General features: G+C 53.2%; 30 protein-coding genes and 5 tRNA genes. 27 read left to right on the plus strand and 8 right to left on the minus strand.

The genetic code is table 11. The features are described from left to right. The first annotated feature begins 64 nt into the window (after nucleotides 1–64). Nucleotides 65–394 (plus strand): DUF5665 domain-containing protein, encoded by a 330-nt coding sequence (locus FHS19_RS09960; protein WP_183581742.1) that lies wholly within the window; start codon nucleotides 65–67, stop codon nucleotides 392–394. On the opposite strand, the gene FHS19_RS09965 is transcribed toward FHS19_RS09960, so the two are convergent. Continuing rightward, nucleotides 391–1,128, minus strand: coding sequence for a TraR/DksA C4-type zinc finger protein (locus tag FHS19_RS09965; RefSeq protein WP_183581743.1), 738 nt, complete (start codon nucleotides 1,126–1,128; stop codon nucleotides 391–393). The two genes, FHS19_RS09960 and FHS19_RS09965, sit on opposite strands and share 4 nt — an antisense overlap. Nucleotides 1,129–1,360: 232 nt before the next feature. Here FHS19_RS09965 and lspA point away from each other — a divergent pair, with 232 nt between their 5' ends. The 12 genes from lspA to pyrE all read left to right on the plus strand — a co-directional run bounded on the left by lspA (nucleotide 1,361) and on the right by pyrE (nucleotide 14,572). Then, nucleotides 1,361–1,858, plus strand: a complete 498-nt coding sequence (gene lspA / locus FHS19_RS09970; RefSeq protein WP_183582879.1) for a signal peptidase II — start codon at nucleotides 1,361–1,363, stop codon at nucleotides 1,856–1,858. 47 nt (nucleotides 1,859–1,905) lie between these two features. Then, a complete protein-coding gene (locus tag FHS19_RS09975; protein ID WP_376771896.1) occupies nucleotides 1,906–2,814 on the plus strand; it encodes an RluA family pseudouridine synthase in 909 nt (302 codons plus the stop codon). Nucleotides 2,815–2,909: 95 nt separating this feature from the next. Continuing rightward, nucleotides 2,910–4,163 carry an LL-diaminopimelate aminotransferase gene (locus FHS19_RS09980; protein WP_183581745.1) on the plus strand — a complete coding sequence of 418 codons (1,254 nt, stop codon included), beginning with the start codon at nucleotides 2,910–2,912 and terminating at the stop codon, nucleotides 4,161–4,163. A 193-nt stretch (nucleotides 4,164–4,356) separates the two neighbouring features. Beyond that, nucleotides 4,357–5,124, plus strand: coding sequence for a twin-arginine translocase subunit TatC (gene tatC / locus FHS19_RS09985; RefSeq protein WP_183582880.1), 768 nt, complete (start codon nucleotides 4,357–4,359; stop codon nucleotides 5,122–5,124). Between the two features lie 89 nt (nucleotides 5,125–5,213). Next, nucleotides 5,214–5,471, plus strand: coding sequence for a twin-arginine translocase TatA/TatE family subunit (locus tag FHS19_RS09990; RefSeq protein ID WP_183581746.1), 258 nt, complete (start codon nucleotides 5,214–5,216; stop codon nucleotides 5,469–5,471). Nucleotides 5,472–5,822: 351 nt separating this feature from the next. After that, nucleotides 5,823–6,377 carry a bifunctional pyr operon transcriptional regulator/uracil phosphoribosyltransferase PyrR gene (pyrR, locus tag FHS19_RS09995; RefSeq protein WP_105444544.1) on the plus strand — a complete coding sequence of 185 codons (555 nt, stop codon included), beginning with the start codon at nucleotides 5,823–5,825 and terminating at the stop codon, nucleotides 6,375–6,377. 1 nt (nucleotide 6,378) lies between these two features. Further along, the gene (locus FHS19_RS10000) at nucleotides 6,379–7,287 is read left to right on the plus strand and encodes an aspartate carbamoyltransferase catalytic subunit (RefSeq protein ID WP_183581747.1); all 909 of its coding nucleotides are present in this window, start codon (nucleotides 6,379–6,381) and stop codon (nucleotides 7,285–7,287) included. 111 nt (nucleotides 7,288–7,398) lie between these two features. Next, nucleotides 7,399–8,682, plus strand: a complete 1,284-nt coding sequence (pyrC, locus tag FHS19_RS10005; RefSeq protein WP_183581748.1) for a dihydroorotase — start codon at nucleotides 7,399–7,401, stop codon at nucleotides 8,680–8,682. Nucleotides 8,683–8,830: 148 nt separating this feature from the next. Then, nucleotides 8,831–9,961: a carbamoyl phosphate synthase small subunit gene (locus FHS19_RS10010; protein ID WP_183581749.1), complete on the plus strand. Its 1,131-nt coding sequence runs from the start codon at nucleotides 8,831–8,833 to the stop codon at nucleotides 9,959–9,961. A gap of 1 nt (nucleotide 9,962) precedes the next feature. After that, nucleotides 9,963–13,175, plus strand: coding sequence for a carbamoyl-phosphate synthase large subunit (carB, locus tag FHS19_RS10015; RefSeq protein ID WP_183581750.1), 3,213 nt, complete (start codon nucleotides 9,963–9,965; stop codon nucleotides 13,173–13,175). Nucleotides 13,176–13,196: 21 nt separating this feature from the next. Then, nucleotides 13,197–13,934, plus strand: a complete 738-nt coding sequence (gene pyrF / locus FHS19_RS10020; RefSeq protein ID WP_281382511.1) for an orotidine-5'-phosphate decarboxylase — start codon at nucleotides 13,197–13,199, stop codon at nucleotides 13,932–13,934. Further along, nucleotides 13,931–14,572: an orotate phosphoribosyltransferase gene (pyrE, locus tag FHS19_RS10025; protein WP_221223895.1), complete on the plus strand. Its 642-nt coding sequence runs from the start codon at nucleotides 13,931–13,933 to the stop codon at nucleotides 14,570–14,572. Before pyrF ends, pyrE begins: the two co-directional genes overlap by 4 nt. 150 nt (nucleotides 14,573–14,722) lie before the next feature. On the opposite strand, the gene FHS19_RS10030 is transcribed toward pyrE, so the two are convergent. After that, nucleotides 14,723–15,589 (minus strand): YitT family protein, encoded by an 867-nt coding sequence (locus FHS19_RS10030; protein ID WP_183581751.1) that lies wholly within the window; start codon nucleotides 15,587–15,589, stop codon nucleotides 14,723–14,725. A 209-nt stretch (nucleotides 15,590–15,798) separates the two neighbouring features. Between FHS19_RS10030 and FHS19_RS10035 the strand changes: the two genes are divergently transcribed. The 7 genes from FHS19_RS10035 to FHS19_RS10065 all read left to right on the plus strand — a co-directional run bounded on the left by FHS19_RS10035 (nucleotide 15,799) and on the right by FHS19_RS10065 (nucleotide 17,897). Then, nucleotides 15,799–15,963 (plus strand): hypothetical protein, encoded by a 165-nt coding sequence (locus FHS19_RS10035; protein WP_163879495.1) that lies wholly within the window; start codon nucleotides 15,799–15,801, stop codon nucleotides 15,961–15,963. Nucleotides 15,964–16,072: 109 nt separating this feature from the next. Next, nucleotides 16,073–16,149 (plus strand) — tRNA-Met (locus tag FHS19_RS10040). A 38-nt stretch (nucleotides 16,150–16,187) separates the two neighbouring features. Beyond that, nucleotides 16,188–16,264: transfer RNA gene (locus FHS19_RS10045), tRNA-Ile, on the plus strand. Between the two features lie 25 nt (nucleotides 16,265–16,289). Beyond that, nucleotides 16,290–16,375 (plus strand) — tRNA-Leu (locus FHS19_RS10050). Between the two features lie 152 nt (nucleotides 16,376–16,527). Further along, nucleotides 16,528–16,613: transfer RNA gene (locus FHS19_RS10055), tRNA-Leu, on the plus strand. Nucleotides 16,614–16,785: 172 nt separating this feature from the next. Then, entirely contained in the window at nucleotides 16,786–17,454 is a 669-nt protein-coding gene (locus FHS19_RS10060) for a uracil-DNA glycosylase (protein WP_183582883.1), read from the plus strand. Nucleotides 17,455–17,486: 32 nt separating this feature from the next. Then, nucleotides 17,487–17,897, plus strand: coding sequence for a hypothetical protein (locus FHS19_RS10065; RefSeq protein ID WP_183581752.1), 411 nt, complete (start codon nucleotides 17,487–17,489; stop codon nucleotides 17,895–17,897). A 29-nt stretch (nucleotides 17,898–17,926) separates the two neighbouring features. On the opposite strand, the gene FHS19_RS10070 is transcribed toward FHS19_RS10065, so the two are convergent. Further along, the gene (locus FHS19_RS10070) at nucleotides 17,927–19,009 is read right to left on the minus strand and encodes an AI-2E family transporter (RefSeq protein WP_183581753.1); all 1,083 of its coding nucleotides are present in this window, start codon (nucleotides 19,007–19,009) and stop codon (nucleotides 17,927–17,929) included. A gap of 213 nt (nucleotides 19,010–19,222) precedes the next feature. Between FHS19_RS10070 and FHS19_RS10075 the strand changes: the two genes are divergently transcribed. Together FHS19_RS10075 and FHS19_RS10080 are read left to right on the plus strand one after the other, a co-directional pair. Then, nucleotides 19,223–19,339 carry a sporulation protein YjcZ gene (locus tag FHS19_RS10075; protein WP_183581754.1) on the plus strand — a complete coding sequence of 39 codons (117 nt, stop codon included), beginning with the start codon at nucleotides 19,223–19,225 and terminating at the stop codon, nucleotides 19,337–19,339. Nucleotides 19,340–19,443: 104 nt separating this feature from the next. Next, nucleotides 19,444–19,935 (plus strand): general stress protein, encoded by a 492-nt coding sequence (locus FHS19_RS10080; RefSeq protein ID WP_183581755.1) that lies wholly within the window; start codon nucleotides 19,444–19,446, stop codon nucleotides 19,933–19,935. A gap of 33 nt (nucleotides 19,936–19,968) precedes the next feature. Here FHS19_RS10080 and FHS19_RS10085 read toward each other — a convergent pair whose 3' ends face one another. Beyond that, the gene (locus FHS19_RS10085) at nucleotides 19,969–20,130 is read right to left on the minus strand and encodes a mechanosensitive ion channel protein MscL (protein ID WP_183581756.1); all 162 of its coding nucleotides are present in this window, start codon (nucleotides 20,128–20,130) and stop codon (nucleotides 19,969–19,971) included. 173 nt (nucleotides 20,131–20,303) lie between these two features. Between FHS19_RS10085 and FHS19_RS10090 the strand changes: the two genes are divergently transcribed. Further along, entirely contained in the window at nucleotides 20,304–21,044 is a 741-nt protein-coding gene (locus tag FHS19_RS10090; protein WP_183581757.1) for a glycerophosphodiester phosphodiesterase, read from the plus strand. Between the two features lie 78 nt (nucleotides 21,045–21,122). Here the strand turns inward: FHS19_RS10090 and FHS19_RS10095 are convergent, their stop codons facing one another. From FHS19_RS10095 to FHS19_RS10105, 3 genes are all read right to left on the minus strand, one after another. After that, nucleotides 21,123–21,296: a hypothetical protein gene (locus FHS19_RS10095; protein ID WP_183581758.1), complete on the minus strand. Its 174-nt coding sequence runs from the start codon at nucleotides 21,294–21,296 to the stop codon at nucleotides 21,123–21,125. Between the two features lie 162 nt (nucleotides 21,297–21,458). Further along, nucleotides 21,459–21,653 carry a hypothetical protein gene (locus FHS19_RS10100; RefSeq protein WP_183581759.1) on the minus strand — a complete coding sequence of 65 codons (195 nt, stop codon included), beginning with the start codon at nucleotides 21,651–21,653 and terminating at the stop codon, nucleotides 21,459–21,461. Between the two features lie 202 nt (nucleotides 21,654–21,855). Further along, the gene (locus tag FHS19_RS10105; protein WP_234489327.1) at nucleotides 21,856–22,035 is read right to left on the minus strand and encodes a YjfB family protein; all 180 of its coding nucleotides are present in this window, start codon (nucleotides 22,033–22,035) and stop codon (nucleotides 21,856–21,858) included. A gap of 185 nt (nucleotides 22,036–22,220) precedes the next feature. Here FHS19_RS10105 and FHS19_RS10110 point away from each other — a divergent pair, with 185 nt between their 5' ends. Beyond that, entirely contained in the window at nucleotides 22,221–22,538 is a 318-nt protein-coding gene (locus FHS19_RS10110; RefSeq protein WP_183581760.1) for a hypothetical protein, read from the plus strand. A 95-nt stretch (nucleotides 22,539–22,633) separates the two neighbouring features. Here the strand turns inward: FHS19_RS10110 and FHS19_RS10115 are convergent. Next, nucleotides 22,634–22,706, minus strand: a tRNA-Val gene (locus FHS19_RS10115). 164 nt (nucleotides 22,707–22,870) lie between these two features. Here FHS19_RS10115 and FHS19_RS10120 point away from each other — a divergent pair. The 3 genes from FHS19_RS10120 (at nucleotide 22,871) to FHS19_RS10130 (ending at nucleotide 24,128) form a co-directional block, all read left to right on the plus strand. After that, nucleotides 22,871–23,071, plus strand: a complete 201-nt coding sequence (locus FHS19_RS10120) for a hypothetical protein (RefSeq protein ID WP_183581761.1) — start codon at nucleotides 22,871–22,873, stop codon at nucleotides 23,069–23,071. 285 nt (nucleotides 23,072–23,356) lie between these two features. Then, nucleotides 23,357–23,800 (plus strand): GNAT family N-acetyltransferase, encoded by a 444-nt coding sequence (locus tag FHS19_RS10125; protein WP_183581762.1) that lies wholly within the window; start codon nucleotides 23,357–23,359, stop codon nucleotides 23,798–23,800. A gap of 88 nt (nucleotides 23,801–23,888) precedes the next feature. Beyond that, nucleotides 23,889–24,128 (plus strand): DUF3892 domain-containing protein, encoded by a 240-nt coding sequence (locus FHS19_RS10130; protein ID WP_076169889.1) that lies wholly within the window; start codon nucleotides 23,889–23,891, stop codon nucleotides 24,126–24,128. Nucleotides 24,129–24,222: the final 94 nt, after the last annotated feature.

Below are 24,222 nucleotides of genomic sequence, written 5' to 3' on the forward strand. Positions count from 1 at the left end.
CTTTGGCTCGTTTGTTGTTCATCGGAACGTGGATACCGCGCTGATCCGAGAGGAGACTGCAGAGATGGCGAATAAGAAGAGCATCATTCCCGAATCGGAAGAAGAGAAGCTGAACGGCGTTTACCGGTTAACGGTGCAGATAGCCGAGCAATTGGAACGGGCCCGGATCGCTGAATATACACAGCTTCTGCACCGGCCATTCCGGTTAATACTGTTGAACCTGCTGTCCGGTGCGGCGCGCGGCGTCGGGATTGCCATCGGGTTCACCTTTTTTGCCGCGACGATCATTTATGTGCTGCAGGTGCTGGGGGCGCTCAATCTTCCGATTATCGGGGATTATATTGCCGACATCGTCCGGATTGTCCAGCGCCAGCTGGAGCTGAATACGTATTAAATGAATCCCTCGTCCTCTTCACCAAGCTGGTCCATGCTGACGCCTTCGCCCTGGTCTATATACATCCGGTATTCCTGGTTGCGGACAAACTCGATCTGATTTCCGTAAATATCGGTAGCGACAAAAGCCTCGTAGGGCTCTACGCAACCTTCAAGCTCGTCTAATGCTTCGATTTCAATCTCGTTGTAGCTGTGAACCTCCCGGCCTTCGGCATAGGCCGGGTAGTTGGAGGTACCGAAATTTTCAACGATCTGCCACGCGTCTTCGCCGTCGAAACCGTTCTGGTCATCGCGTTCGTCCAAGCTCGTCCGGCCGAAGGGAGGCATTAAAAATTCCTCTTCGACAGGTCGGTAATTCTCTACATGCACCTTAGGCGAATGCTCTTTGCAAAAAGCCGTCGTCGGAACGGCTTCCAGCCGCTCGTACGGGATCGGCTTTCCACATTCTTCGCAGAGACCGTAGGTCCCTTGTTTGAATCGATCGAGCGCCATTTCGATGAGGTCCATGTGGTGATCGTCATGGTCTTGAAGGGTTAAATCGACTTCCCTGGCGTAGAGCTCAGTGGCGACATCGGCGGGATGGTTGTCGATGTTCGACAGCTCGCCAGTCATGTCGCGCATGGAGTCTTCCAGGCCGTAATGTTTGTTGCTGTCATCCTTACGGCGGAGGAATTCCCGCTGTTCCTCGAGCATGTTGTGCAAATGATCCAGCTGTGATTGTGTGAGATGCTGCATGATCAAGCCCCTTTCCGCTTCGCATCAACTAAACGATAAAGACGGTTTCTTTTCATATCTAGAATGTGCGGATTAAGCCTGTTTTACAGAAGGAAATTGTTTTCGCTATTCCCCGTTTATGGACGGTTTCCGGCGCCCTATGCTACAATAAACAAGTCTTTACATGACGTGAAAGGCTGTACGCGGGCCGCGCGGACAGGCCTAATGAATGAGAACGGAGTGACAAATGGCTGTGGTGTACTACTTAATCGCTTTAATCGTGTTTTTGGTGGATCAGGGCACCAAGTATTTAATTGCCAGCAGATTGGAGTTAAGAGAGGAAATTCCGGTGATTGGCAACTTTTTTCTGATTACCTCCCACCGGAACACGGGTGCAGCCTTCGGTATTCTTCCCAACCAGCGCTGGTTTTTTATCGTCATTACCATCATCGTGGTGGTAGCGATTATCTGGTATATGAACCGGGTGAGAAAATCGTCTTCGCGCAAACTGCTTCCGGTAGCGCTGAGCCTCGTCCTCGGAGGGGCGATCGGCAACTTTCTCGACCGGGCGCTGAACGGCGAAGTGGTGGACTTTTTACAATTCAATTTCGGCAGCTATACGTTTCCGATTTTTAATGTGGCCGACTCCTGCATCGTGATCGGGGTGGCACTCATTATACTGGATTCGCTGATGGACATGAACCGAACCGAATCGAACAACAAGAGCAATGAAGGGAATGAACCGGTTTGATCGAAGAACAAACATCCGGAGCGGGGGAATACCCGGAGAGTGCGGATATCAGGGAGTGGGTCGTTGACCCTGTCCATGCCAAAGAACGCATCGATAAATATATTACGGAATCCTGGGAAGAAGACATTTCCCGGTCTCAGGTCCAGCTCTGGATCAGCGCAGGCCATGTGCTGGTAAACGGTCAGCCGGTCAAAGCCAACTATAAACTGTCGGCAGGTGACCGCCTGGAAGTGACCGTTCCGGAGCCGGCCGTCGTCGAAATCGTTCCGGAGGATATTCCTCTAAATGTTGCTTTTGAGGACAAGGATGTCATCGTGGTCAACAAGCCGCGGGGGATGGTCGTTCATCCTGCGCCTGGGCATGCCTCGGGTACCCTGGTGAATGCGCTGATGTACCACTGCAAGGATTTGTCCGGCATTAACGGGGAGCTGCGTCCAGGCATCGTTCACCGGATCGATAAGGACACTTCCGGCTTGATCATGGCTGCCAAGAACGATATGGCCCACGCCTCTTTGGCTGCTCAACTGAAAGACCACAGCGTGACCCGGCACTATTATGCCCTTGTCCACGGCAATGTCAGCCATGATCAGGGGACGATAGACGCGCCCATCGGTCGCGATTCGGTCGACCGTAAAATGTACACCGTGACGGAGAAGAACAGCAAGCACGCCGTCACTCATTTTACGGTTAAGGAGCGCTTTGGCGATTACACCCTGCTGGAGCTTCAGCTTGAAACCGGGCGGACTCACCAGATCCGGGTGCACATGAAGTTTATCGGTCATCCGCTGGTCGGGGATCCGATGTACGGGCGGAGCAAAGGCATCAAAATGAACGGACAAGCGCTGCACGCCGGCGTGCTTGGGTTCATCCATCCGGCAAGCGGCGAATATTTGGAGTTCTCAGCGCCGATTCCAGACGATATGGAGGATCTGCTGACGTCCCTGCGCAGCCGTTGAAAGTACAAATCATACGATAATTAGTCCATGGCATTCCGCCATGGATTCCTTCATATTTAGGGGTGTAGAAATTGATGTAGGAGATGAAAGAATACATGAGTATCGAACAGTACCAGCAAACGTACATTCAGAACAGCTTTGCGGACCGGATCGGCGGTTCCAATTATGGTAAAGACACAGCCATCTATAAATTTGAAAAAATCAAGCGGGCTAAAGCCCAGGCAAAAAAAGACTTCCCGGACGTGGAACTGATCGACCTTGGCGTAGGCGAACCGGATGAAATGGCCGACGCCGGCATTGTGGCCAAGCTTGCGGAAGAAGCGGCCAAGCCGGAGAACCGCGGCTATGCGGATAACGGAATTCCTGAATTCAAGGAAGCGGCGGCTCAATACTTGAAGGAAGTCTTCAACGTGGACGGCATCGATCCGCAGACGGAAGTGCTTCACTCCATCGGCTCCAAGCCTGCGCTGGCGATGCTTCCATCGGTGTTCATCAACCCGGGCGATGTGACCATCATTACCGTACCGGGTTATCCGGTTCTGGGAACCCACACAAAATACCTCGGCGGGGAAGTGTACACCGTTGAGCTGAAGAAGGAAAACAATTTCCTGCCGGATCTGAAGAGCATTCCGGAAGACATCGCTCAGCGTGCCAAACTGATCTACCTGAACTATCCGAACAACCCGACGGGCGCAAGCGCTACAGTCGAGTTTTTCACCGAGGTGGTGGAATGGGCCAAGAAGTACGACATCGTCGTCGTTCATGACGCTCCTTACGCAGCTCTGACTTATGACGGACTGAAGCCGCTGAGCTTCCTGTCGATTCCAGGTGCGAAGGACGTGGGCGTCGAGCTGCACTCGCTGTCCAAATCCTACAACATGACCGGCTGGCGGATCGGCTTTATCGCCGGTAACCCGCTCGTTGTGAAAGCCTTCGGCGACGTGAAGGACAACAACGATTCCGGCCAGTTTATCGCCATCCAGAAAGCGGCCGCTTACGGTCTCGCCCATCCGGAAATTACGGAGAAGATTGCCGAAAAGTATTCCCGCCGTCACGATATGCTGGTAGCCGCGCTGAACGATCTGGGCTTCCAGGCCGAGAAACCGAAAGGCTCCTTCTTCCTCTATGTGGAAGCACCTAAGGGAATCAAAGGAGGCATCCGCTTCAATTCCGGCGAGGACTTCTCCCAGTACCTGATCCGCGAGAAGCTGATCTCTACCGTGCCTTGGGATGATGCCGGCAGCTTTGTCCGTTTCTCCGTCACTTTCGAAGCGAAGGGCCAAGAAGACGAGAAGCGCGTCATCGCTGAAATTAAACGCCGCCTGAGCGACGTGGAATTCGAATTTTAATGGAATAAAGAGTGAGATCCGTCCTGACCACAGGGCGGATCTTTTTTTTGCAGCAAACGATATACTGCCTTCCGAAACGGCTGGAGGATATGGAAACAAGCCCATGATTTTTGCGGTCAAACATGGTAAAGTGGACATAGCAATAAGGGCGCTTGTTTTTGAGAACAAGGCCTAAAGTGGGAGTTGAGCAGCTCTGTTTACACATTGGAAATGGGAATCGTACGCCGAACATTGGGGCGAATTGCGCAAGCGCCTGTTTTGGATTTTGGGCGCGTTTTTAGTGTCAATGATCGCGGCGCTGTTCGTGGTGGGCGACGTGCTTCACTTCTTGCGGGGAAGGCCGCCGGCCTCGCTGGTCGAATGGAACGCGTTCAGCCCGTGGGAGGGCGTCCGCATGTATATGTACATTGCCGGAGCCCTGTCGCTGGTCGTAGCTGTACCTTTTACGATGCTGCAAATTTGGGCTTTTGGCAAAAAGAGACTGCGCAAAAGCGAGCAGAGAGCGGCGTTAAAATATGTGCCTGCTGCGTTCGTGCTGCTGTTTGTCGGGTTTGCCTTTGCTTATTTGGTCGTGTTCCCGATGGCGTTTCGCTTTACGACGAATATGACCAAAAACCTGGGATTGGTGGAGACGTACGGCATCGCGCAGTACTTTACGTTTTTGACCAACATCGTGGTCCCGGTGTCGCTTGCGTTCGAGCTGCCGGTGCTGGTGATGCTGCTGACTAGGCTGCGTGTCATTAACCCCGGATTGCTGGGGAAAATGCGTAAGGTCTCGTATATGGTGCTGGTCTTCATCGCATGCATGATTTCTCCGCCGGAGTTTTTTTCGCATATTTCGGTATCGGTACCGTTTATTCTGCTGTACGAAATCAGCGTAATGATGTCCAAGCTGGTGTACCGCAAGCAAATGCAGACGGATACAGGGACCAAAGACCGGATGAATTATGGATCTGCCTAATGCAGGGTCGGCCTTGAATGTTGAAAGTATGCTGAAATCAAATGGAGAAGCTGGTGTATAAATGAGTTTAAAGGAGGGCGATTTACATTATGTTAAGCGATATCGGTTTGCCGGGCTTCATTTTGCTGGCCGTGCTTGCGCTGCTATTATTCGGACCGAACAAGCTGCCCGGTCTGGGCCGCTCGGCCGGACGCATGCTGCGGGAATTTAAAAACGAAATGAGCGACATTATGGGCGACTCTCCGCGCCCGAAGCGCAGACCCGCGCAGGAGCCCGTGACAGAACAGGAGCAGCCGTCTCAAGCGGTTCGGACGGAGTCCGCCGCATCCCCGAGGTTGCCGGAATAAAATTCCACGGATTGGGAAGGCTAAGCTCGGTTGACAACAGACGTTCAGTCTGTCATAATCTTGTGTAGTTGAATAAGCACCTTTAAATCAGTCCCGTGAGACTGGCAAGGTAACGTGAACTGAGGTTCACTTCGCGGCAGCATACTGTCTGTTTAAAGCCGCCCAGAGAATCTCTATGTCGATCAGCGCATGCTGATGGCTTCTAACTCCTTGCCTACGGGCAGGGAGTTTTTTTGTTATCTGGGTCCCCTCCAAGCATCTAAACAGGCATCACAGCAAAGCCTAGCTTTGTAGGGAACCTTCACGGGTCAGCTATTTAAATCCCTTTTAACGGAAGAAGGAGTGTGGAGCATGAGCAACGAGGTGCATGTCATTATGGATGAAACGGCGATCCGCCGTGCACTGACAAGGATTGCACACGAAATACTGGAGAGGAACAAGGGGATTGAAAATTGTGTGTTCATCGGTATCAAAACCCGGGGAGAATTTCTGGCCCAGCGCATCGCCGGCAAAATTCTCGAAATCGAAGGCACGCCGGTTCCATGGGGCGCCGTTGACGTCACCCGGTACCGGGACGACCAGAAAGACAGCGCAGCTTCTCTGACCGAAGCAAACATTGGTTTGGAAAAGCTCGATATTCATGATAAAAAAGTGATTTTGTTCGACGACGTGCTGTATACGGGACGGACGATCCGAGCCGCAATGGACGCCCTGATGGACTGCGGACGGCCGCAGATGATCCAGCTGGCGGTGCTGGCGGACCGGGGACACCGGGAGCTGCCGATCCGGCCGGATTATATCGGCAAGAACGTACCGACGGCAAGATCCGAGCAAATTGAAGTGGCCCTCACGGAAACCGACGGCAAGGACGAAGTAACGATTATGCAAAACCGGGAGGAGAAATAACATGCTAACGATGACGCAGCTGAAGGACCGGAGCCTGCTTGGACTGAAGGATCTGGGCCGCGACGAAATCGAATCGATCCTAAACCGGGCGGCATACTGGGAAGCCCAGCATGAAAAGCTGGTGCCGGTGCTGGCCTCCAAATTCGTAGCCAACATGTTTTTTGAGAACAGCACGCGGACGCGCTTTTCCTTCGAAATGGCGGAGAAACGCCTGGGCGCCCAGGTGCTGAACTTTACGGCGGCTGCCTCGAGCGTAGAGAAGGGCGAATCGATCTACGACACGGTAAGAACGCTCGAATCGATGGGGATTGACGCAGGCGTCATCCGGCTGAAGCCGGCCGGGGTGCTGGAGGAGCTGTCCGGCAAAATCTCGGTTCCGCTCATCAATGCAGGGGACGGAAACAATGAGCATCCGACGCAGGCACTGCTCGACCTGTACACGATGAAGAAACGGTTCGGCAGCCTTCAAGGCCTGACGGTGTCGATCATCGGTGACATTAAACACAGCCGTGTGGCCCGATCGGATCTGTGGGCGCTGCGGAAGTTCGGGGCCGAAGTCAAATTCTGCGCGCCGGATAATATGACGGCACCGGAGCTCGAGCCTTTTGCCAGATACGTAACGATGGAAGAGGCGCTCCGGTCGGATGTGGTCATGATGCTGCGGGTTCAGCTGGAGCGTCATGCGGCCGGCATGCTGAAATCAGCCGAGGAATACAGAGCGCAGTACGGATTGACGGAAGAGCGGGCTTCCAAATTGTCCAAGCATACACTGATTATGCATCCTGCTCCGGTGAACCGGAACGTAGAGATCGACGATGCGGTCGTCGAGTGTGAGCAGTCGGCGATCTTCCCGCAAATGAGCAACGGCGTTCCGATCCGGATGGCTGTCATGGAGCGGGCGATGAAATAATCGAGGTATATACAGGCAAACGCAAATTTTATTAATAAATATACACAAAAGTGAATTATTATTATACAATAGATTGGAAGCCACAGTGCCAATCAACGACCGGAGGTACTCATGATACAGATCATAACGAACGCCAGCGTACTGAACGAACAAGGGAAACAGGTAAGCAAGCATATCGTCATCGAGGACGGCATCATCAAGACATTGGTGGAACCGGATGCCGGCTGGAGCACTCCCGATGGGGCGGAAGTGACGGACGCTGCCGGCAAGCTGGTCACGCCAGGCTTGATCGATATGCATGTCCATCTGCGCGAACCTGGATTTGAACATAAGGAGACGATCGAGACCGGGAGCCGTTCGGCAGCCAAGGGCGGCTTTACGACCATCGCCTGCATGCCGAACACGAAACCGGTAACCGACAACCCGGATACGGTCCGGCTGGTGCTGGAGAAGGCCCGCGAGGCGGGAATCGTGAAGGTGCTGCCTTATGCCGCGATTACGGTGCGGGAGCTCGGACGGGAGCTGACGGATTTTGAAGCGCTCAAAGAAGCGGGGGCGGTCGGCTTCACCGACGACGGCGTCGGCGTACAGAACGCTAAGATGATGAAAGACGCCATGCGCCGGGCAAAAGAGCTGAACATGCCGGTGATTGCTCACTGTGAAGAGAACTCCCTGGTCGAAGGGGGATGCGTAACGGAAGGCAAGTTTGCTGTGCAGCACGGACTGATCGGTATTCCGAACGAGTCGGAAGCGATTCATGTCGGGCGGGACATCCTGCTGGCGGAAGCGACGGGCGTGCACTACCATGTGTGCCACGTCAGCACGGAACAGTCGGTCCGGCTGATCCGCCAGGCCAAGGAAGTCGGCATTCACGTCACCGCCGAGGTGTGCCCGCACCATCTGCTGCTGTCGGATGAAGATATTCCGGGGCTGGACGCCAACTGGAAGATGAATCCGCCGCTGCGTTCGCCGCGGGACGTAGAAGCCTGCATCGAAGGGCTGCTGGACGGAACGCTCGACATCATCGTGACGGACCATGCACCGCACGCGGCGGAAGAGAAAGCGAAAGGTATGGAAATGGCACCGTTTGGCATCGTTGGCTTTGAGACGGCCTTCCCGCTTTTGTACACCAAATTCGTGGCGACTGGCAAATGGGATCTGGCCATGCTGGTTCAACGGATGACCTCAGAACCAGCTCGGGTGTTCGGTTTGAACACCGGGCGGCTTGAGGAAGGCGCTCCGGCTGACCTGACGATGATTGACCTGGAAACCGAAAAAGCGGTGAATCCGGAAGAGTTCGCCTCCAAGGGACGGAATACGCCGTTTACCGGGTGGAAGCTGAAGGGCTGGCCGGTAAAAACCTGGATGGACGGCAAAGTGGTGTTTGAAGCCTAAGACCGGATATAACCGGACGGATAGGTTGATCCAAGATAGGGACAGATATAGATAGAATGAACTAAAGAATTGAATGTTATAGGGCGAAAACTTTAGTGCAATCTATATAGATACTAACTTTACGTAATTTGACAGAGGAGTGAGTGGGATGCAGGCAAGATTGCTGCTGGAGGACGGAACGCTGTTTACGGGCAGTGCTTTCGGAGCAGAAGGAGAAACGACGGGCGAAGTCGTGTTTAATACAGGCATTACAGGATACCAAGAGGTGCTGTCGGACCCGTCGTACTGCGGGCAAATCGTCACGATGACGTTCCCGCTGATCGGCAACTACGGCATTACGCGCGACGATTTTGAATCGGTTGCGCCGTATGTGCACGGTTTTGTAGTACGCCGCCATGAAACGGTGCCGAGCAACTGGCGCGCCGAGTACAGCGTGGATACGCTGCTAAAGGAATACGGGATCGTCGGCATCAGCGATATCGATACGCGCATGCTGACCCGCCTTATCCGAAGCCACGGTACGATGAAGGGGATTCTGACGACATCCGCTCAGTCCGTCGAGGAGCTGAGAGAGCGCCTTGCCGCGAGCGCCCTGATGACCGATCAGGTGTCGCGCGTGTCCACGAAGCATACTTACAACAGCCCAGGCGCTAGAGAACGGATCGTACTTATCGACTACGGCGCCAAGAGCGGTATTTTGCGCGAACTGACTTCCCGCGGCTGCGACGTGGTGGTTGTTCCGCATGACACGACGGCCGAGGAAATCCGCCGCCTGAATCCGGACGGCATTCAGCTGTCCAACGGCCCTGGGGATCCAAAAGATGTGCCGCATGCGATCCAGACGATCAAGGAACTGCTCGGCGAATATCCGATCTTCGGCATCTGCCTGGGCCACCAGCTGTTCGCCCTGGCTTGCGGCGCCGACACCGAGAAGCTGAAATTCGGCCACCGCGGCGGCAACCATCCGGTGAAGGACTTGGCGACGAACCGCTGCTATATCACCTCGCAGAACCATGGCTACACGGTTAAGGATGACTCCATTGCCGGAACAGAGCTCGAGATTACGCATATCAACAACAACGACAAGACCGTTGAAGGTCTTAAGCACAAGAAATACCCGGCCTTTACCGTACAGTATCACCCTGAAGCGGCCCCCGGCCCTTTCGACAACAGCTATCTGTTTGACGAGTTCTTGAAAATGATTGCCGACCATAAACAGCAAAAACCTGCAAAACCGCGCCAGGCGGAACTGGCTGCAGCCGTGAAAGGAGCACGATAATATGCCTATCAATAAACAGCTTAAGAAAATCCTCGTTATCGGTTCTGGACCGATCGTCATCGGCCAGGCGGCTGAGTTTGACTATGCGGGTACGCAGGCCTGCGAAGCGCTGAAAGAGGAGGGCGTCGAGGTTGTCCTGATCAACAGCAACCCGGCGACCATCATGACCGACACGAACACGGCGGATAAAGTATACATCGAGCCGATTACCCTGGACTTCGTAACACAGATTATCCGCCAGGAACGGCCGGACGGATTGCTGCCGACCCTCGGCGGCCAAACCGGCCTCAACATGGCTGTGGAACTGGCTAGAGCAGGCGTGTTGGAGCAGGAAAACGTTAAACTGCTTGGCACCCAGCTTCATTCGATCGAAAAAGCGGAGGACCGCGACCTGTTCCGCGAACTGATGCGCGAGCTGGAACAGCCGGTACCGGAAAGCGTGATCGTCACTACCCTGGAAGAAGCGCTCGACTTCGCTGCGGAGATCGGCTACCCGCTGATCGTCCGTCCGGCGTACACGCTTGGCGGAACGGGCGGGGGCATCTGCGCGAACGAAGAAGAACTGCGCGAGACGGTGACTTCCGGCATCCGGTACAGCCCGATCGGCCAGTGCCTGATCGAGAAGAGCATCGCGGGCATGAAGGAAGTCGAATACGAAGTCATGCGCGATGCGAACGACAACTGCATCGTCGTATGCAACATGGAGAACTTTGATCCGGTCGGCGTACACACCGGGGACAGTATCGTCGTAGCCCCGTCCCAGACGCTCTCGGACCGTGAATACCAAATGCTGAGATCCGCGTCGCTGAAAATTATCCGCGCGCTGAACATCGAAGGCGGATGCAACGTGCAATTCGCCCTGGATCCGCACAGCTACCAATACTATGTCATCGAGGTCAACCCGCGTGTCAGCCGCTCTTCGGCCCTCGCTTCCAAAGCGACCGGATACCCGATCGCCAAGATGGCCGCGAAGATCGCCCTCGGCTACACGCTGGACGAAATCGTCAACCCGGTGACCGGGCAGACTTACGCTTGCTTCGAGCCGACGCTGGACTATATCGTCAGCAAAATTCCACGCTGGCCGTTCGATAAATTCGTACAGGCGAACCGTAAGCTGGGCACGCAAATGAAAGCGACCGGCGAAGTCATGGCCATCGGCCGCACGTTCGAAGAATCGATCCATAAAGCGATCCGCTCCCTGGAAATCGGAGTGCACCGCTTCTATCTGAAAGGCACGGAGGAGCTGAGCGAGGAAGTGCTCCGCGAGCGCCTCGTCAAAGCCGACGACGAGCGGATCTTCCTGATCGCGGAAGCGTTCCGCCGCGGCTACGGCTTGCAGGACGTTCAGGACCTGACCAAGATCGACTGGTGGTTCCTCGATAAAATCCAGGGGCTGATCGCGTTCGAAGCGCAGCTTCAGGAAGATACGCTTTCTTACGACACGCTGTACCTGGCGAAACGCCGCGGGTTCACCGACCGGGCGATTGCCGAGATCCGCAGCCAGAGCCAGGCTGGAAGCCTGACGACGGAGACGGAAGTTCGCGAGTTCCGCCTCTCGAACGGCCTGCGTCCGGTCTACAAAATGGTTGACACCTGCGCGGCCGAATTCGAGGCGACAACGCCTTACTACTACTCGACTTACGAGACGGAGAACGAAGTTACGCCGTCCAATAAGGAGAAAGTGGTCGTGCTGGGCTCCGGACCGATCCGGATCGGCCAAGGCATCGAGTTCGACTACTCGACCGTACACGCCGTGTGGGCGATTCAGAAGGCCGGATACGAAGCGGTCATCATCAATAACAACCCGGAGACGGTATCCACGGACTTCAATACGTCGGACCGCCTGTACTTCGAGCCGCTGTTCTTCGAGGATGTCATGAACGTCATCGAGCAGGAGAAGCCGATCGGCGTCATCGTGCAGTTCGGCGGCCAAACGGCGATCAACCTGGCCGGACCACTGAGCAAAGCGGGTGTGAACATTCTCGGCACCAGCCTTGAAAGCATCGACGAGGCGGAGGACCGCAAGAAGTTCGAGGCGCTGCTCACGAGACTGCAAATCGCCCAGCCGAAGGGCAGCACGGTCACATCGGTCGACGAAGCTGTAGACACGGCCCAATCGCTCGGCTATCCGGTGCTGGTGCGCCCATCCTACGTCCTTGGCGGACGCGCGATGGAAATCGTCTACTCCGATGACGAGCTGCTGAGCTACATGGAGCAGGCTGTGAAGATCAATCCGGAGCATCCGGTCCTGATCGACCGCTACATGCTGGGTAAAGAGGTGGAAGTCGACGCGATCTGCGACGGCGAAACCGTGGTTATCCCGGGCATCATGGAGCATATCGAGAGAGCGGGCGTGCACTCCGGCGACTCTATTGCGGTATATCCGCCGCAGCACCTGGAGGACCACCTCAAGGAGAAAATCGTGTCCATCACGACGCGGATTGCGAAGGAACTGAAAACGATCGGACTGGTGAACATCCAGTTCGTCATTTACAACGACGAAGTGTATGTCATCGAGGTAAACCCGCGCTCTTCCCGGACGGTACCGTTCCTGAGCAAGGTGACGACGATTCCGATGGCGAACCTGGCGACACAGGCCATTCTCGGCCGCAAGCTGAAGGACGCAGGATACCAGGAAGGCCTCTGGCCGGAAAGCGACTACGTTTCCGTCAAAGTGCCGGTGTTCTCCTTCGCTAAGCTGCGCAGAGTCGAGCCAACGCTCGGACCGGAAATGAAGTCGACCGGCGAAGTCATGGGACGCGACCTGCAGTACGCCAAAGCACTGTACAAAGGCTTGATCGGTGCGGGCATGAAAATTCCGGCATCGGGTGCGATCATCGTCACCGTGGCCGACAAGGATAAGGAAGAGGCTGTGGAGCTCATGAAGGGCTACAAGCGCCTTGGTTACAAGATCTATGCCACCGAAGGTACGGCTCAAGCTTTGAACGAAGCCGGACTCAACGTAACGACCGTGCAGAAGCTCAGCGACGGCACACCGAACATTCTGGATCTGATCCGGGGTGGTGAAGCGCAGTTCGTCTTCAACACCCTGACCAAAGGGAAAACGCCGCAGCGCGACGGATTCCGTATCCGCCGGGAAGCGGTAGAGAACGGCGTGGTCTGCATGACCTCGCTGGACACGGTTAGAGCCCTGATGAATATGCTGGATACCCTCAACTTCTCTTCACAGGCCATGCCGGCTTTTGCGAACTGAGAAGGGGGAGATTCGAGAAGCATGAGTGATAAGTATACAGAAATGGCGGGCCGCTTGATCGTGGCCCTGGACTACCCGGATGCCGAGGCGGCATCCGCGCTGGTCCGCGAACTTGAAGGAATTCCCTGCTACTTGAAGGTGGGCATGCAGCTGTATTATGCTGCAGGGCCCGCTTTTGTGCGGGAATTGAAGTCAAAAGGCTACAGCGTATTTCTTGATCTGAAAATGCATGACATACCCAACACGGTAAGGGGTGGCGCGGAGAGCATCACCCGTCTTGGTGTGGACATGTTTAACGTCCATGCTGCCGGAGGTACGGCGATGATGAAGGCGGCGCTCGATGGAGCCGAATCCGCGCTTGCGGCCGATCCTGGGTTGAGAAGGCCGGTCATTATCGCGGTTACGCAGCTGACCAGCACCAGCCAGGAGATGCTCAACAGTGAAATCGGCATTCAAGGCAGCGTTCAGGACGCGGTGATACACTACGCCAAGCTGACGCAGGCCGCTGGACTTGGCGGCGTCGTCGCCTCGGCCCAGGAATCGGCGCTGATCCGCGAGGCTTGCGGCCAGCCATTTATCACCGTCACGCCGGGCATCCGGCCGGCAGGCTCCGCAGTAGGAGATCAGAAGCGTGTCCTGACGCCGGGCGAGGCCATTCGCCAAGGCAGCCATTACATCGTCGTCGGACGTCCGATTACGGCAGCGGAAAACCCGCGTGAAGCTGCTGAACAAATTATCAAGGAGATGATCGAAGCTTGACTACCCTAGCAGAAATTCCAGCACGTATCGCATCCCATTTGCTTGAAATCGGAGCGGTCGCGCTCCGGCCGAAACAACCGTTCACTTGGACTTCGGGCATCAAGTCGCCCATCTACTGCGATAATCGTCTGACGATGTCTTACCCCGAAATCCGGGAGCTTATCGCCGAATCGTTCGCCGCGATCATCCGGGCGCAGTATCCGGATGCGGAAGTCATTGCCGGAACGGCGACCGCCGGTATCCCTCATGCGGCGTGGGTTGCCCAGAAGCTGAACCTGCCGATGGCCTATATCCGCGATAAAGCGAAGGGGCACGGTAAGGAGAACCTGATCGAGGGCATCATCAAGCCGGGGCAAAAAGTCGTCGTCATCGAAGACTTGATCTCGACCGGCGGCAGCTCGCTTAAAGCGGCAGTAGCCGTGAAGGAAGCAGGTGCTGAGCCGCTCGCCGTGCTCGCCATCTTCAGCTATCAGCTCGATAAAGGGGTACAAGCCTTTGCCGAAGCGGGGATTCCGCTGCAAACGTTGTCCAACTATACGGCGCTGATGGAAGTAGCCCTGGAAAAGGGAGCCATTCAGCAGGAGGACGTCGAAGCGCTCACAGCGTGGAGAGAAGATCCGTCGTCGTTCGGAAACTAAGAGGACGACGCTTGTGTGATTTTATCTCTTATGCATTTATAAAATGATACAGCAAAGGCAGCCCTGCGGGCTGCCTTTTTAAGTTTGTTCACATGGATATGGACCGTTCTTGAACCATCCTGTAACCCCAGCTTGTGGTTTTCAAATCATTTAGTGGATGGCATTTTTCTCAAAATTGCCGCCGAGCACATCGGACACATGCTCAATGGCAATAAAGGCTTTGGGATCGATCTCCTGCACGAGCGCCTTCAGTTTGGCCAGCTCAAGCCGGGTGACGACGCAATAAATCACTTGAGTATCTTCCTTCGAGTAGCCGCCTCTGGCGTACATGAAGGTCGTGCTGCGTCCCAGGCGATCCTGAATCGTTTGGGAAATTTCCTCGTATTCATTCGAGATGATGGTGACCGACTTGGACTCGTTCAAGCCCTCGACCACGATATCCATCACTTTAGAGGCCATATAGTATGTAAATATGGAGTACATTGCGGAATCCCAACCGAAAACGAAACCGGCAACAATGAAAATGAATACGTTCATGATCATGATGATTTGGCCGACCGGCATGCGGAGCTTTTTAGATAGCAGAATCGCGACAATTTCGGTTCCGTCGAGCGAGCCGCCGAAACGGATGACGAGTCCGACTCCCAGGCCGAGAATAAGGCCGCCGAACAGGACCGCTAATATTTTCTCATTGGTAAAAGGACTGACATGATGCAGCAGCTGTGTCGTTACAGACATAACGGCGATGCCGTAAAGGGTAGAGATGGCGAACGTTTTTCCGATCTGCTTGTAGCCCAGAAATAAAAACGGGAGGTTGATAATGAACAGAAAAATACCGAGCGGAAAGTCGGTTACTTTGGATAAGACGATCGAAATCCCGGTGATGCCTCCATCGATAATTTCATTGGGAACCAGAAATACCTCGAGCGCGACGGCCATGAGCACGGCCCCCACCGTAATAAATACAAATTTTTTGACCAGATCCGCAAAAGACAGCCTTTTATGTGTTTTTGCCATGGACATTCCCCACTTTCCTGAAATTAAAATGTTAAACAACTTAGTTATCAGTATAAACGATTTTTCCGCTCAGCACAAAGCAATCTCGCTTTTTTTCGAACGTTTTCGACATTGTACTAGCTGACATTTTTGCTGCTATGAATGAACCTTGGCGTTTGCGGCAACAATAGGCATCAAAACAGCTCATCTATGAAAGGAAGGCAGCAGGAATGCGATGGGTGTATTTTGGTAAGCTTTACCGGACAAAATTTCAGGCAGGGTGCCTGGCCAAAAGGCTGGAGCAGGACAGCTGGATTTACGGCTATGAAGAGCCGCGGCTCGTTGAAATATTCCGTTCACGGAGAGGCAGGTACGGCGTCCGCTTCTTGCCGTGACATGGCAGGCTTCCCGGGTGTACTAACGCCAATTCCATAAATAAATACTTGACGCAGTGGGTACATATGCTGTATATTAAACCTTGTCGCTATTTGATATGGTTAATGACGCGGGGTGGAGCAGTCCGGTAGCTCGTCGGGCTCATAACCCGAAGGCCGCAGGTTCAAATCCTGCCCCCGCAACCAATTTAACAGCCATTATCTGTACGGTATATACTTGATCAGGGCCCTTAGCTCAGTTGGTTAGAGCGGTCGGCTCATAACCGACTGGTCGGGGGTTCGAGTCCCTCAGGGCCCACCATATAGCAATACGTAAGAAACAGCATGCCGGGGTGGCGGAATTGGCAGACGCACAGGACTTAAAATCCTGCGGTAGGTGACTACCGTACCGGTTCGAGCCCGGTCCTCGGCATACAGGTGAACAATTCAAAGGAAGCCGGTTCAGTCTTTGACTGAGCCGGTTTTTTTGTACGCATTGCCGTTAAGAGAAAAGGAAATTAAAGGATTGCCGGTATAGGCAAAACATGTTATATTAAATTTTGTCGTCACAAAAGTGATAGACAGGCCGGGGTGGCGGAATTGGCAGACGCACAGGACTTAAAATCCTGCGGTAGGTGACTACCGTACCGGTTCGAGCCCGGTTCTCGGCATTAGATTCGAACAAGTTGAACAGGGTAAGCTGGTCCGGGATCGGGGCCGGCTTATTTTTTTAGATATAACCAGGTAAAAGCTTCGGAACACGGTTTCCTTGAATGTGCGTCGATAGACGTTTTTCTATAAAAATAGGTTTATATATTTACGAGAGAGGAGAAATGCTTCATGATATTTAATAATGATTGGGACGAGCAGCTGAAGGAAGAAACCGAAAAGGACTATTTTCAGGAACTCCGTTATAAGCTGGCCAAGGAATACAAGCTTCACAAAGTGTACCCGCCGAAAGAGGACCTTTTTAAAGCGCTCAAGCTGACCCCATACCAGGATACCAAAGTCGTCATTTTGGGACAGGATCCTTATCATGGACCCGGGCAGGCCCACGGCCTCAGCTTTTCGGTCAAACCCGGCGTACGGATTCCGCCTTCCCTTGTGAACATTTACAAAGAGCTGCACAGCGATCTGGGGGCGCCGATTCCAAACCACGGAACGCTGGTGCATTGGGCCGAGCAGGGGGTGCTGCTGCTCAATACGGTGCTGACCGTCCGGGATGGAGTGGCAAATTCGCATAAAGGATTAGGATGGGAGCGATTTACCGATGCTGTCATAGAGAAGCTGAATGAGCGGGATAAGCCGGTTGTGTTCATTCTGTGGGGAAGCCATGCGCAGAAAAAGGGAGCTTTTATCGATCGGAAAAAGCATCTGGTGATCCAGTCGGTTCACCCGAGCCCGCTGTCGGTGCACCGTGGTTTTTTTGGAAGCAGGCCGTTTTCCAAAGCCAACGCGTTTTTAGCAGCCCATGGAATCAAACCGGTCGATTGGGCGATTCCTGACAGGTAACTTATTTTTATGCGAAAGGAGGCGAAAGGGCCATGAAGAACTGGATCGGCCGGCGGGTTACCATCCTGTGCAATGACAAGCTGCATTCCCGGGTCAAGGGGACGCTTCGCAAGTGGGATGAACATAACGAATGGCTCGTGCTCGGGCCGCACGACCTGAAGCTGCCGTTTGGCGAGGTTTGTACGATCCGGCTTCTTCCCGAGGGAAAAAATGCCCCTGACGCCGCGCCTCATTCGGTCGGATATATCCTGAAGGACAAACGGCAGTTCGATAACGCCGTGTTGTTCGGGTCCGAGGTCATGATCTGGCGGAAGGACCGTCTGGAAGCATACAGGGCCACCCTGAGCTCGCATCATGCGGAGACGGTGACCCTGTCGGACGGCCGGACTTTTCGGAAAGCGGAGTGCACTTGCGTGGTCCGTTCATTGCGAGGCATGCTTTGAGACATTGGTCTGGGGCATGCCTTTTTTCTTCACTCTTTCATATCATCTACCTTTTCCGCCAAAAACAGCCCATACACCCGGACGATGATGATTTTGGCGATCATATAGACGGGAATGGCCAAAATGACGCCGACAATCCCGGATACGTCTCCGCCGATCAGCAGCAGGACGATGGCCGTCATCGGATGAATGTCCAGCTGCTTGCCGTAAATAATCGGCGTCAGCAGATTATCCTGGATCTGCTGGGAGACGATGATAACGACGAGGGACCAGAGGGCGACGGACGGCGAATCGATAAAACCGATGATGACGACCGGAATGGCGGCGATGATCGCGCCTACGTAAGGAATCAGGTTCAGGACGATCGAGATCAGCGCGAGCAGAAGAGAGTACGGAAGCCCGATAATAAGGAAGCCGATGTACATCAACACGCCCAGAATGAGATTCAGCACGACCCTGCCGACGATAAAGTTGCTGAGCGCCGTATCGATTTCCCGCAGCGCTTCCTTCCCGTCCTTCCGGTATTTCCGGGGAAGTATGTGCAAAATTTTAGGCGGAAGCTTGCTGCTCTCTTTCAGCATGTAATACAGCACGATCGGAACGGTGGCGATAATGACCACAACGTTGGAGACGACGGAAATAAAATTGGAAATCGAATCCGTTATGGCCATAATCAGCCCGTTGAGGTATTCACTCACGCGGGCATAAATTTCCGACTCGCTCGGCAGCGCCTTGGCGAAAAAGCTGTTTTTCTGAAGAGCCTCAAACTGCTTCTGCAAATCTTCCACGAAGTAAGGCGCGTTTTCCGCAAAAGTGATCAGCTGCTCGCGCAGCGTTGGCCATACCAGCACCGAAAACAGGGCAATCAGTCCAACGAATACGAGGTAGATCGACAGAATCGAAAGCGGCCTTTTCCAGTGATGCTTCTCCAAGTAGTTCACGATGGGCCTCAGCAAGTAATACATGAAACCGGCCAGCATCACCGGCACCACCAGCAGCTTGAACAGCAGCACGATCGGATTGAAAATAAATTTTACTTTGGCACCCAAATAAATAATCAAAAGTGCCGCGATGATGCCCAGACAGGTACGAAAATATTTGCTCTGCAACAATCAAATCCCCCCAGCTCTCATGGACCAGCCTATGTAACGGTCTGTTTCCTCTTTTACAACCCATTAACCAAATGTCATAGGGATGATTCAGGGAGCTGTTGCCATCGCGCCCGAGGACGGTAAAAGTTTAAGGAAAACAGGGTACTCGTACAGTCAAACCGCGGAGGGACTACATAATATAGATTGACCCCAGGAAAAAGGAGGTTCAAATCTATGAGTGGAGTCGTAGGCGGCGCTGGGTACGGTCCAGGCGGCGTTTTTAAATCGACGGGAGCCATCCTGGTTCTCTTCATCCTTTTGGTCATTATTTTGAGTTCCTGTATTTATTAAGACGAAACACAACACATCCTGGCGGTATTCGGCCGGGATGTTTTTTTATGGCTGTGAAAGTTTACCTAATTACATACCGTTATTTAGCCTGGGAGGGATTGAGGATGAATCGACTCGTGATCGCATTGTTCCGAACGAGACAGGATGCGGCGCTGGCGGTCAGCGCGCTGTGGGAACGTCATTTTGACAAAAAGGACGTGTCGCTGCTTGCCCTTGACAAGAGACAGCTATCTATCATATGCCGGGATACCGGCTTGAAAGAACCCGTGTCCAGGCATGGTACCAGCGGGTTGTTTGGCGAAATCCGGGATTTAACCTCCAGCTTGACGCTGCGGGATCAAATCACCTGGGCATCGGGACCGGCAGCGGCCAAACTTGCAGGGGCGGAAGTCGGCGGCAAAGACGACGGGCTCATTGTCAGTCTGATGGGGATTGGCGTCCCCGAAAGGGATGCGGAGAGCTATGAGGAGCTGCTGATTCAGGGGCATTTTATGGTCATTGTGGAATGCAGTAAGGAGCGAAGCATCGAGGCGCAGCATGTTCTTGAGGCTCATCGGTGCGTCGAGACGAACAAAGAGAAACGTATATCGACATAAAAAAAGGGCGATCGAGTACCGATCCCCTTCCGGTCAATAAATGATTCTCCGGCTTAAATTTACAGTCGTTCCGTATTTTTTGCTGAGGATCTTGGCTTCTTCGGTGACGTAGGCGAGGATGTGCTGCAGCCGCTGGTTGACCGGCCGGATGGTTTCTTTGACTTCGCCGTGGACGATGACGTCAAACACGATCATGAACGAATACCTCCTTATATGCGGGATAAATCCATGATAAAATACAACCATCAGAGAGGAATCAATTTGGGTGGAGCGGTTTGTAAACTCTACGGTTTATACTCGCATTACATAAGACAGGTACGATGATTTGGTAAGGTTTGCGAGAATACCAGTCGGGAGGTTGAGAGAGTTTGGAGTCTATTATTAATTTTGCACACCGGGGCGCGTCTGCGGTATGTCCGGAAAATACGATGGCCGCGTTTGCCCGCAGTTTGGAGCTTGGTGCCACGGGGATTGAAACCGATGTTCAGTTAACCCGGGACGGCCGGCTCGTCCTGATTCACGACGAAACGTTGTCGCGGACGACAAACGGGAGCGGGTGGGTCAAAGACTATGACCTGGAAGAGCTTCGCAAGCTGGGTGCCGGCAGCTGGTTCCATCCCGATTTTGCACAGGAGCGCCTTCCGCTGCTGGAAGAGCTGCTGGAGCTGGTTAAAGACACCGGGACCGTCGTGAATATTGAGTTGAAAAATACCAAGGTGCCGTATGCCGGGCTGGAAGAGAAGGTCATCGGCATGGTAAGAAGCTATAACCTGAGCGAGCGGATCGTCATCTCGAGCTTCAATCACTATTCCCTGCGGCTTTGCAAAGAGCTCGCGCCTGAAATCCGCACCGGTATTTTGTACATGGAAGGACTGTATGAGCCGTGGGAGTATGCGCGCAGCGTTGAAGCCGACGCCTTGCACGCCTACCATTTCGCGGTACTGCCTGAATTTGTGGCTGGAGCAAAGGCCGCCGGCAAGGTATACCACCCATGGACGGTCAACGAAGAAAAGGAAATGCAGCGGCTTATCGACGCGGGAGCGGCGGGCATCATCACCGACTATCCGGATAAGCTGGCAGCACTGCAGAGCGCCTCGGTGGGCTCATAAAACACGGATAACCCGATGCCTGGGCGGCATCGGGTTATTTTGTGCCCGTAAACGTCTTGAGAACGGTGAGGGAACGCGTCACCCCTGATGATCCGGTGATTCCCCGTTCGACGGATGTTTACCTTTTTTCAATTCCCGTGCCCCTTCTTCCAGCACGTCTTCAATCATGTCCGTGGATGACGGCGTTTCATGATCGGGTTCCGGAATGGGGTCGACCCCAGGGAAACGATCTTCTTCATTCGGTTTATTCATCGCCACACGTCCTTCCCGTAGAATCGTTGGTACTTCCATAGTGTGTTCCTTATATGTAAGGATAAACCTTCAAAGAGCCGATGAACCACTTTTCCTGCACCTGACAGCCGGACGGTTCAGCGTGATATAAAAAATAAAGCCGCCCAGTCAGGGCGGCGAATATTAACGAATATGAATGAGTCGTGACAGATGGCCGACTTCATCCAGCGGAATCCACATGGAGCCGTACACCGTCCGCATCTTTAAAGTACCCGGATCATCGGATTTCTCGGGGATGCCGGTAATGGATTCGCCATCCAAATTTTGAACGAATAAATGATGGCCGCGGCGGATCGCCATTTCAATTTCCTTTTCCATGAGACTATTCTCCCGTATCCACATACTGGTAAGACTTTTGTATCAATAACTATCTTTATCATAAGATAATTTTCGGCTGATGGATAGAGAACAGATGTTTGATTAATGGGGATATGGACCTAAAATATGAATTTATTTTGAACGGGTGTGCAGAAAAAGAAAAAAAGCCCTCCGTCTGGAGGGGCAGTAAAAAAGCAAGGTGCTAGATCCGGATGTCAAGACGATTTCCCAAATGGGGTACGGCGCTGCTGTCCAGCATTTTGACCAGGGATTGACCGTCTTGCGAGGCTTGATCCTTAGCGATTTTAAGCACCTGGATGCTCACATTTTGAGCCAGCCGGGACTGGCTCATGGCCATCGATAAAGCAGGGATATCCATCATAAGCCTCCTCTATGTAAAATGGGTAAAATGGGTAACATCTATGTTATCGGATTTTCGGTGTGATTTATAAAATAGTTGCCGCCCAGGAACCGAAGTTCCCGGGCGTGTGATCAGGGGAGGTGACATGCTGATGTCATCCGAAAAATCCGGAATTAATACATGTCTCCGCCGAAGTGGTCGCGACAGTGGCATCTTTTATGGTGGCGTTTTTTGAAGTGGTGGTGCTGTTTGTGAATTTTATGGCAGGAAACATGCTTTTCTTTGTGGACCTTTTTGATTACAGGTTCCCAGTCTACTTTGACGAAAATCGTTTTCTTGATTTCTTTTTTGAGGACAACTGGTTTTGGTCTGCGGACATGGCAGCGATGGCCGTGATCATGTTCGTGGAAAAAGAATTTACTCATTTGGTTACCCCACCTTTGTTGGAAAATGTGAAACCTGAGATATCGTATGTAACGGTTTCCTTCACAAACACGGCGGAGGTCCATGTCGGAACAAAATAGATGATTTTTTTAACGGGACAGGATAAAGGCACTGCGGTTACGTGTAAAAAAAACAAAAAACCCTTGAAGCCTTATGCTTCAAGGGTTTCTATAGATGATCTGCAGTGGGCTCGAACCACTGACCCCCACCCTGTCAAGATGGTGCTCTCCCAGCTGAGCTAGCAGATCGTATAAGTCAGATACACTTAATATACTAACAGCGACGTAGTTAGCTGTCAATCATTTTTTTTGCTCACATGAATGGCATGCACAATTTCTTTGCCGTTCATGATTAGGAGCTCTCCAAACGGGCGAAAACTAAAGTATATTTGACACAGAAGGAGTGGCACGGTATGCCGAACAAAAGCGGACTGCTCGCGGCAGGGCTGTGCCTGCTGCTTGCCGCCGGATGTTCCCCCGCGGGTGAGCTTTCGGATGCGCAGGAGCCAATCAAGCCCGGCTCAACGATGGCCGATTCACCGATTATGCTGGACGTATACGGCAAATCGGTCAGCGAGGATGTGTATTCCAAAGGCCCTATTACGCCGCCCTGATTCTCTGGACAAGACATAGGGCCCGTGCTCCTGCTGCACGGGCCCTTGTTTTTTTTCTTTCTTATTCCTCATCCCATTTGCGCGAATACCCTTTCTGAATGACATAAATGAATGAATAGATCAAGATGGCCGATAAAATGACGATCAGTGCAATGGTCATACCCATAACGATCCATGGTCTCCCTTCCATAGAGCTCTCATGGGTCAACTATACAGGAAAATCATTTTTTTGTATAATGATTCAGCCGTGTTTTTATATTGATTGCATGAAAGAGAGGGTAACCGATGCCTGCAGAAATAGTATACGTGACGACTCCCGAGCAGCTGGAACATGCGCTGGACATCCGCCAGGAGGTGTTCGTCAAGGAACAAAACGTGCCCGCCGACCTGGAGATCGACGAATACGATGTGATCAGCGAAAATGTTCACCATATTCTCCTTCAGGACAAGGATCAGTATGTGGCTACCGGCCGGATCATTTATTACAATAACGATACCGCCAAGATGCAGCGAATCGCCGTTCGCCGCGAGTTTCGCAGCCACGGGTTCGGCCGCATCCTGCTGATGGCGATGGAAGAGCGGGCGAGGGAACTGGGGCTGGCCTATTCCATCTTGGACGCTCAGTGCCAGGCTGAACAATTCTATGCAAAACAAGGCTACGAAGTTATTTCCAAGGAGCCGTTCGATGACGCCGGCATTCCGCATGTCCGTATGAAGAAAGCGCTGTAGGCTTTATCTTCGTATAAATCCATGTTCTCAGGGAACGATATCCATATGTCACCTTGATATATCATGACAACTTAAGGAGTGGATATCGATGGGAAACCCGGGAAGAGAACAATTTATCGCAGTACAAAAAAATGGTGACGGCGACTTGACGGCATTTCAAACGTCGTCGGGCCGGGTGCTCGATTACGAGCAGGCGCTGCAGGAAGTGAAGGCGGGCGCCATTGCCGGTGTAAACGTCTTTAAAGGCCGTGACGGCGAGATGTACATCCGCGGGGACGCCGACGGCGATCCGTCGAATAATCTCGATAACCTGCCGACCTTCGAATAAGAGAAGAGCGTCATGCTTCCCAAAATAACAGCCGGCTGCAGTAAAGTTATCTTTCTGCAGCCGGCTGTCTTTTTTTCATCGTAATCCACATTGA

Origin of the sequence: Paenibacillus rhizosphaerae (assembly GCF_014192015.1) — a bacterium.
GTDB lineage: Bacteria > Bacillota > Bacilli > Paenibacillales > Paenibacillaceae > Paenibacillus_AQ > Paenibacillus_AQ rhizosphaerae.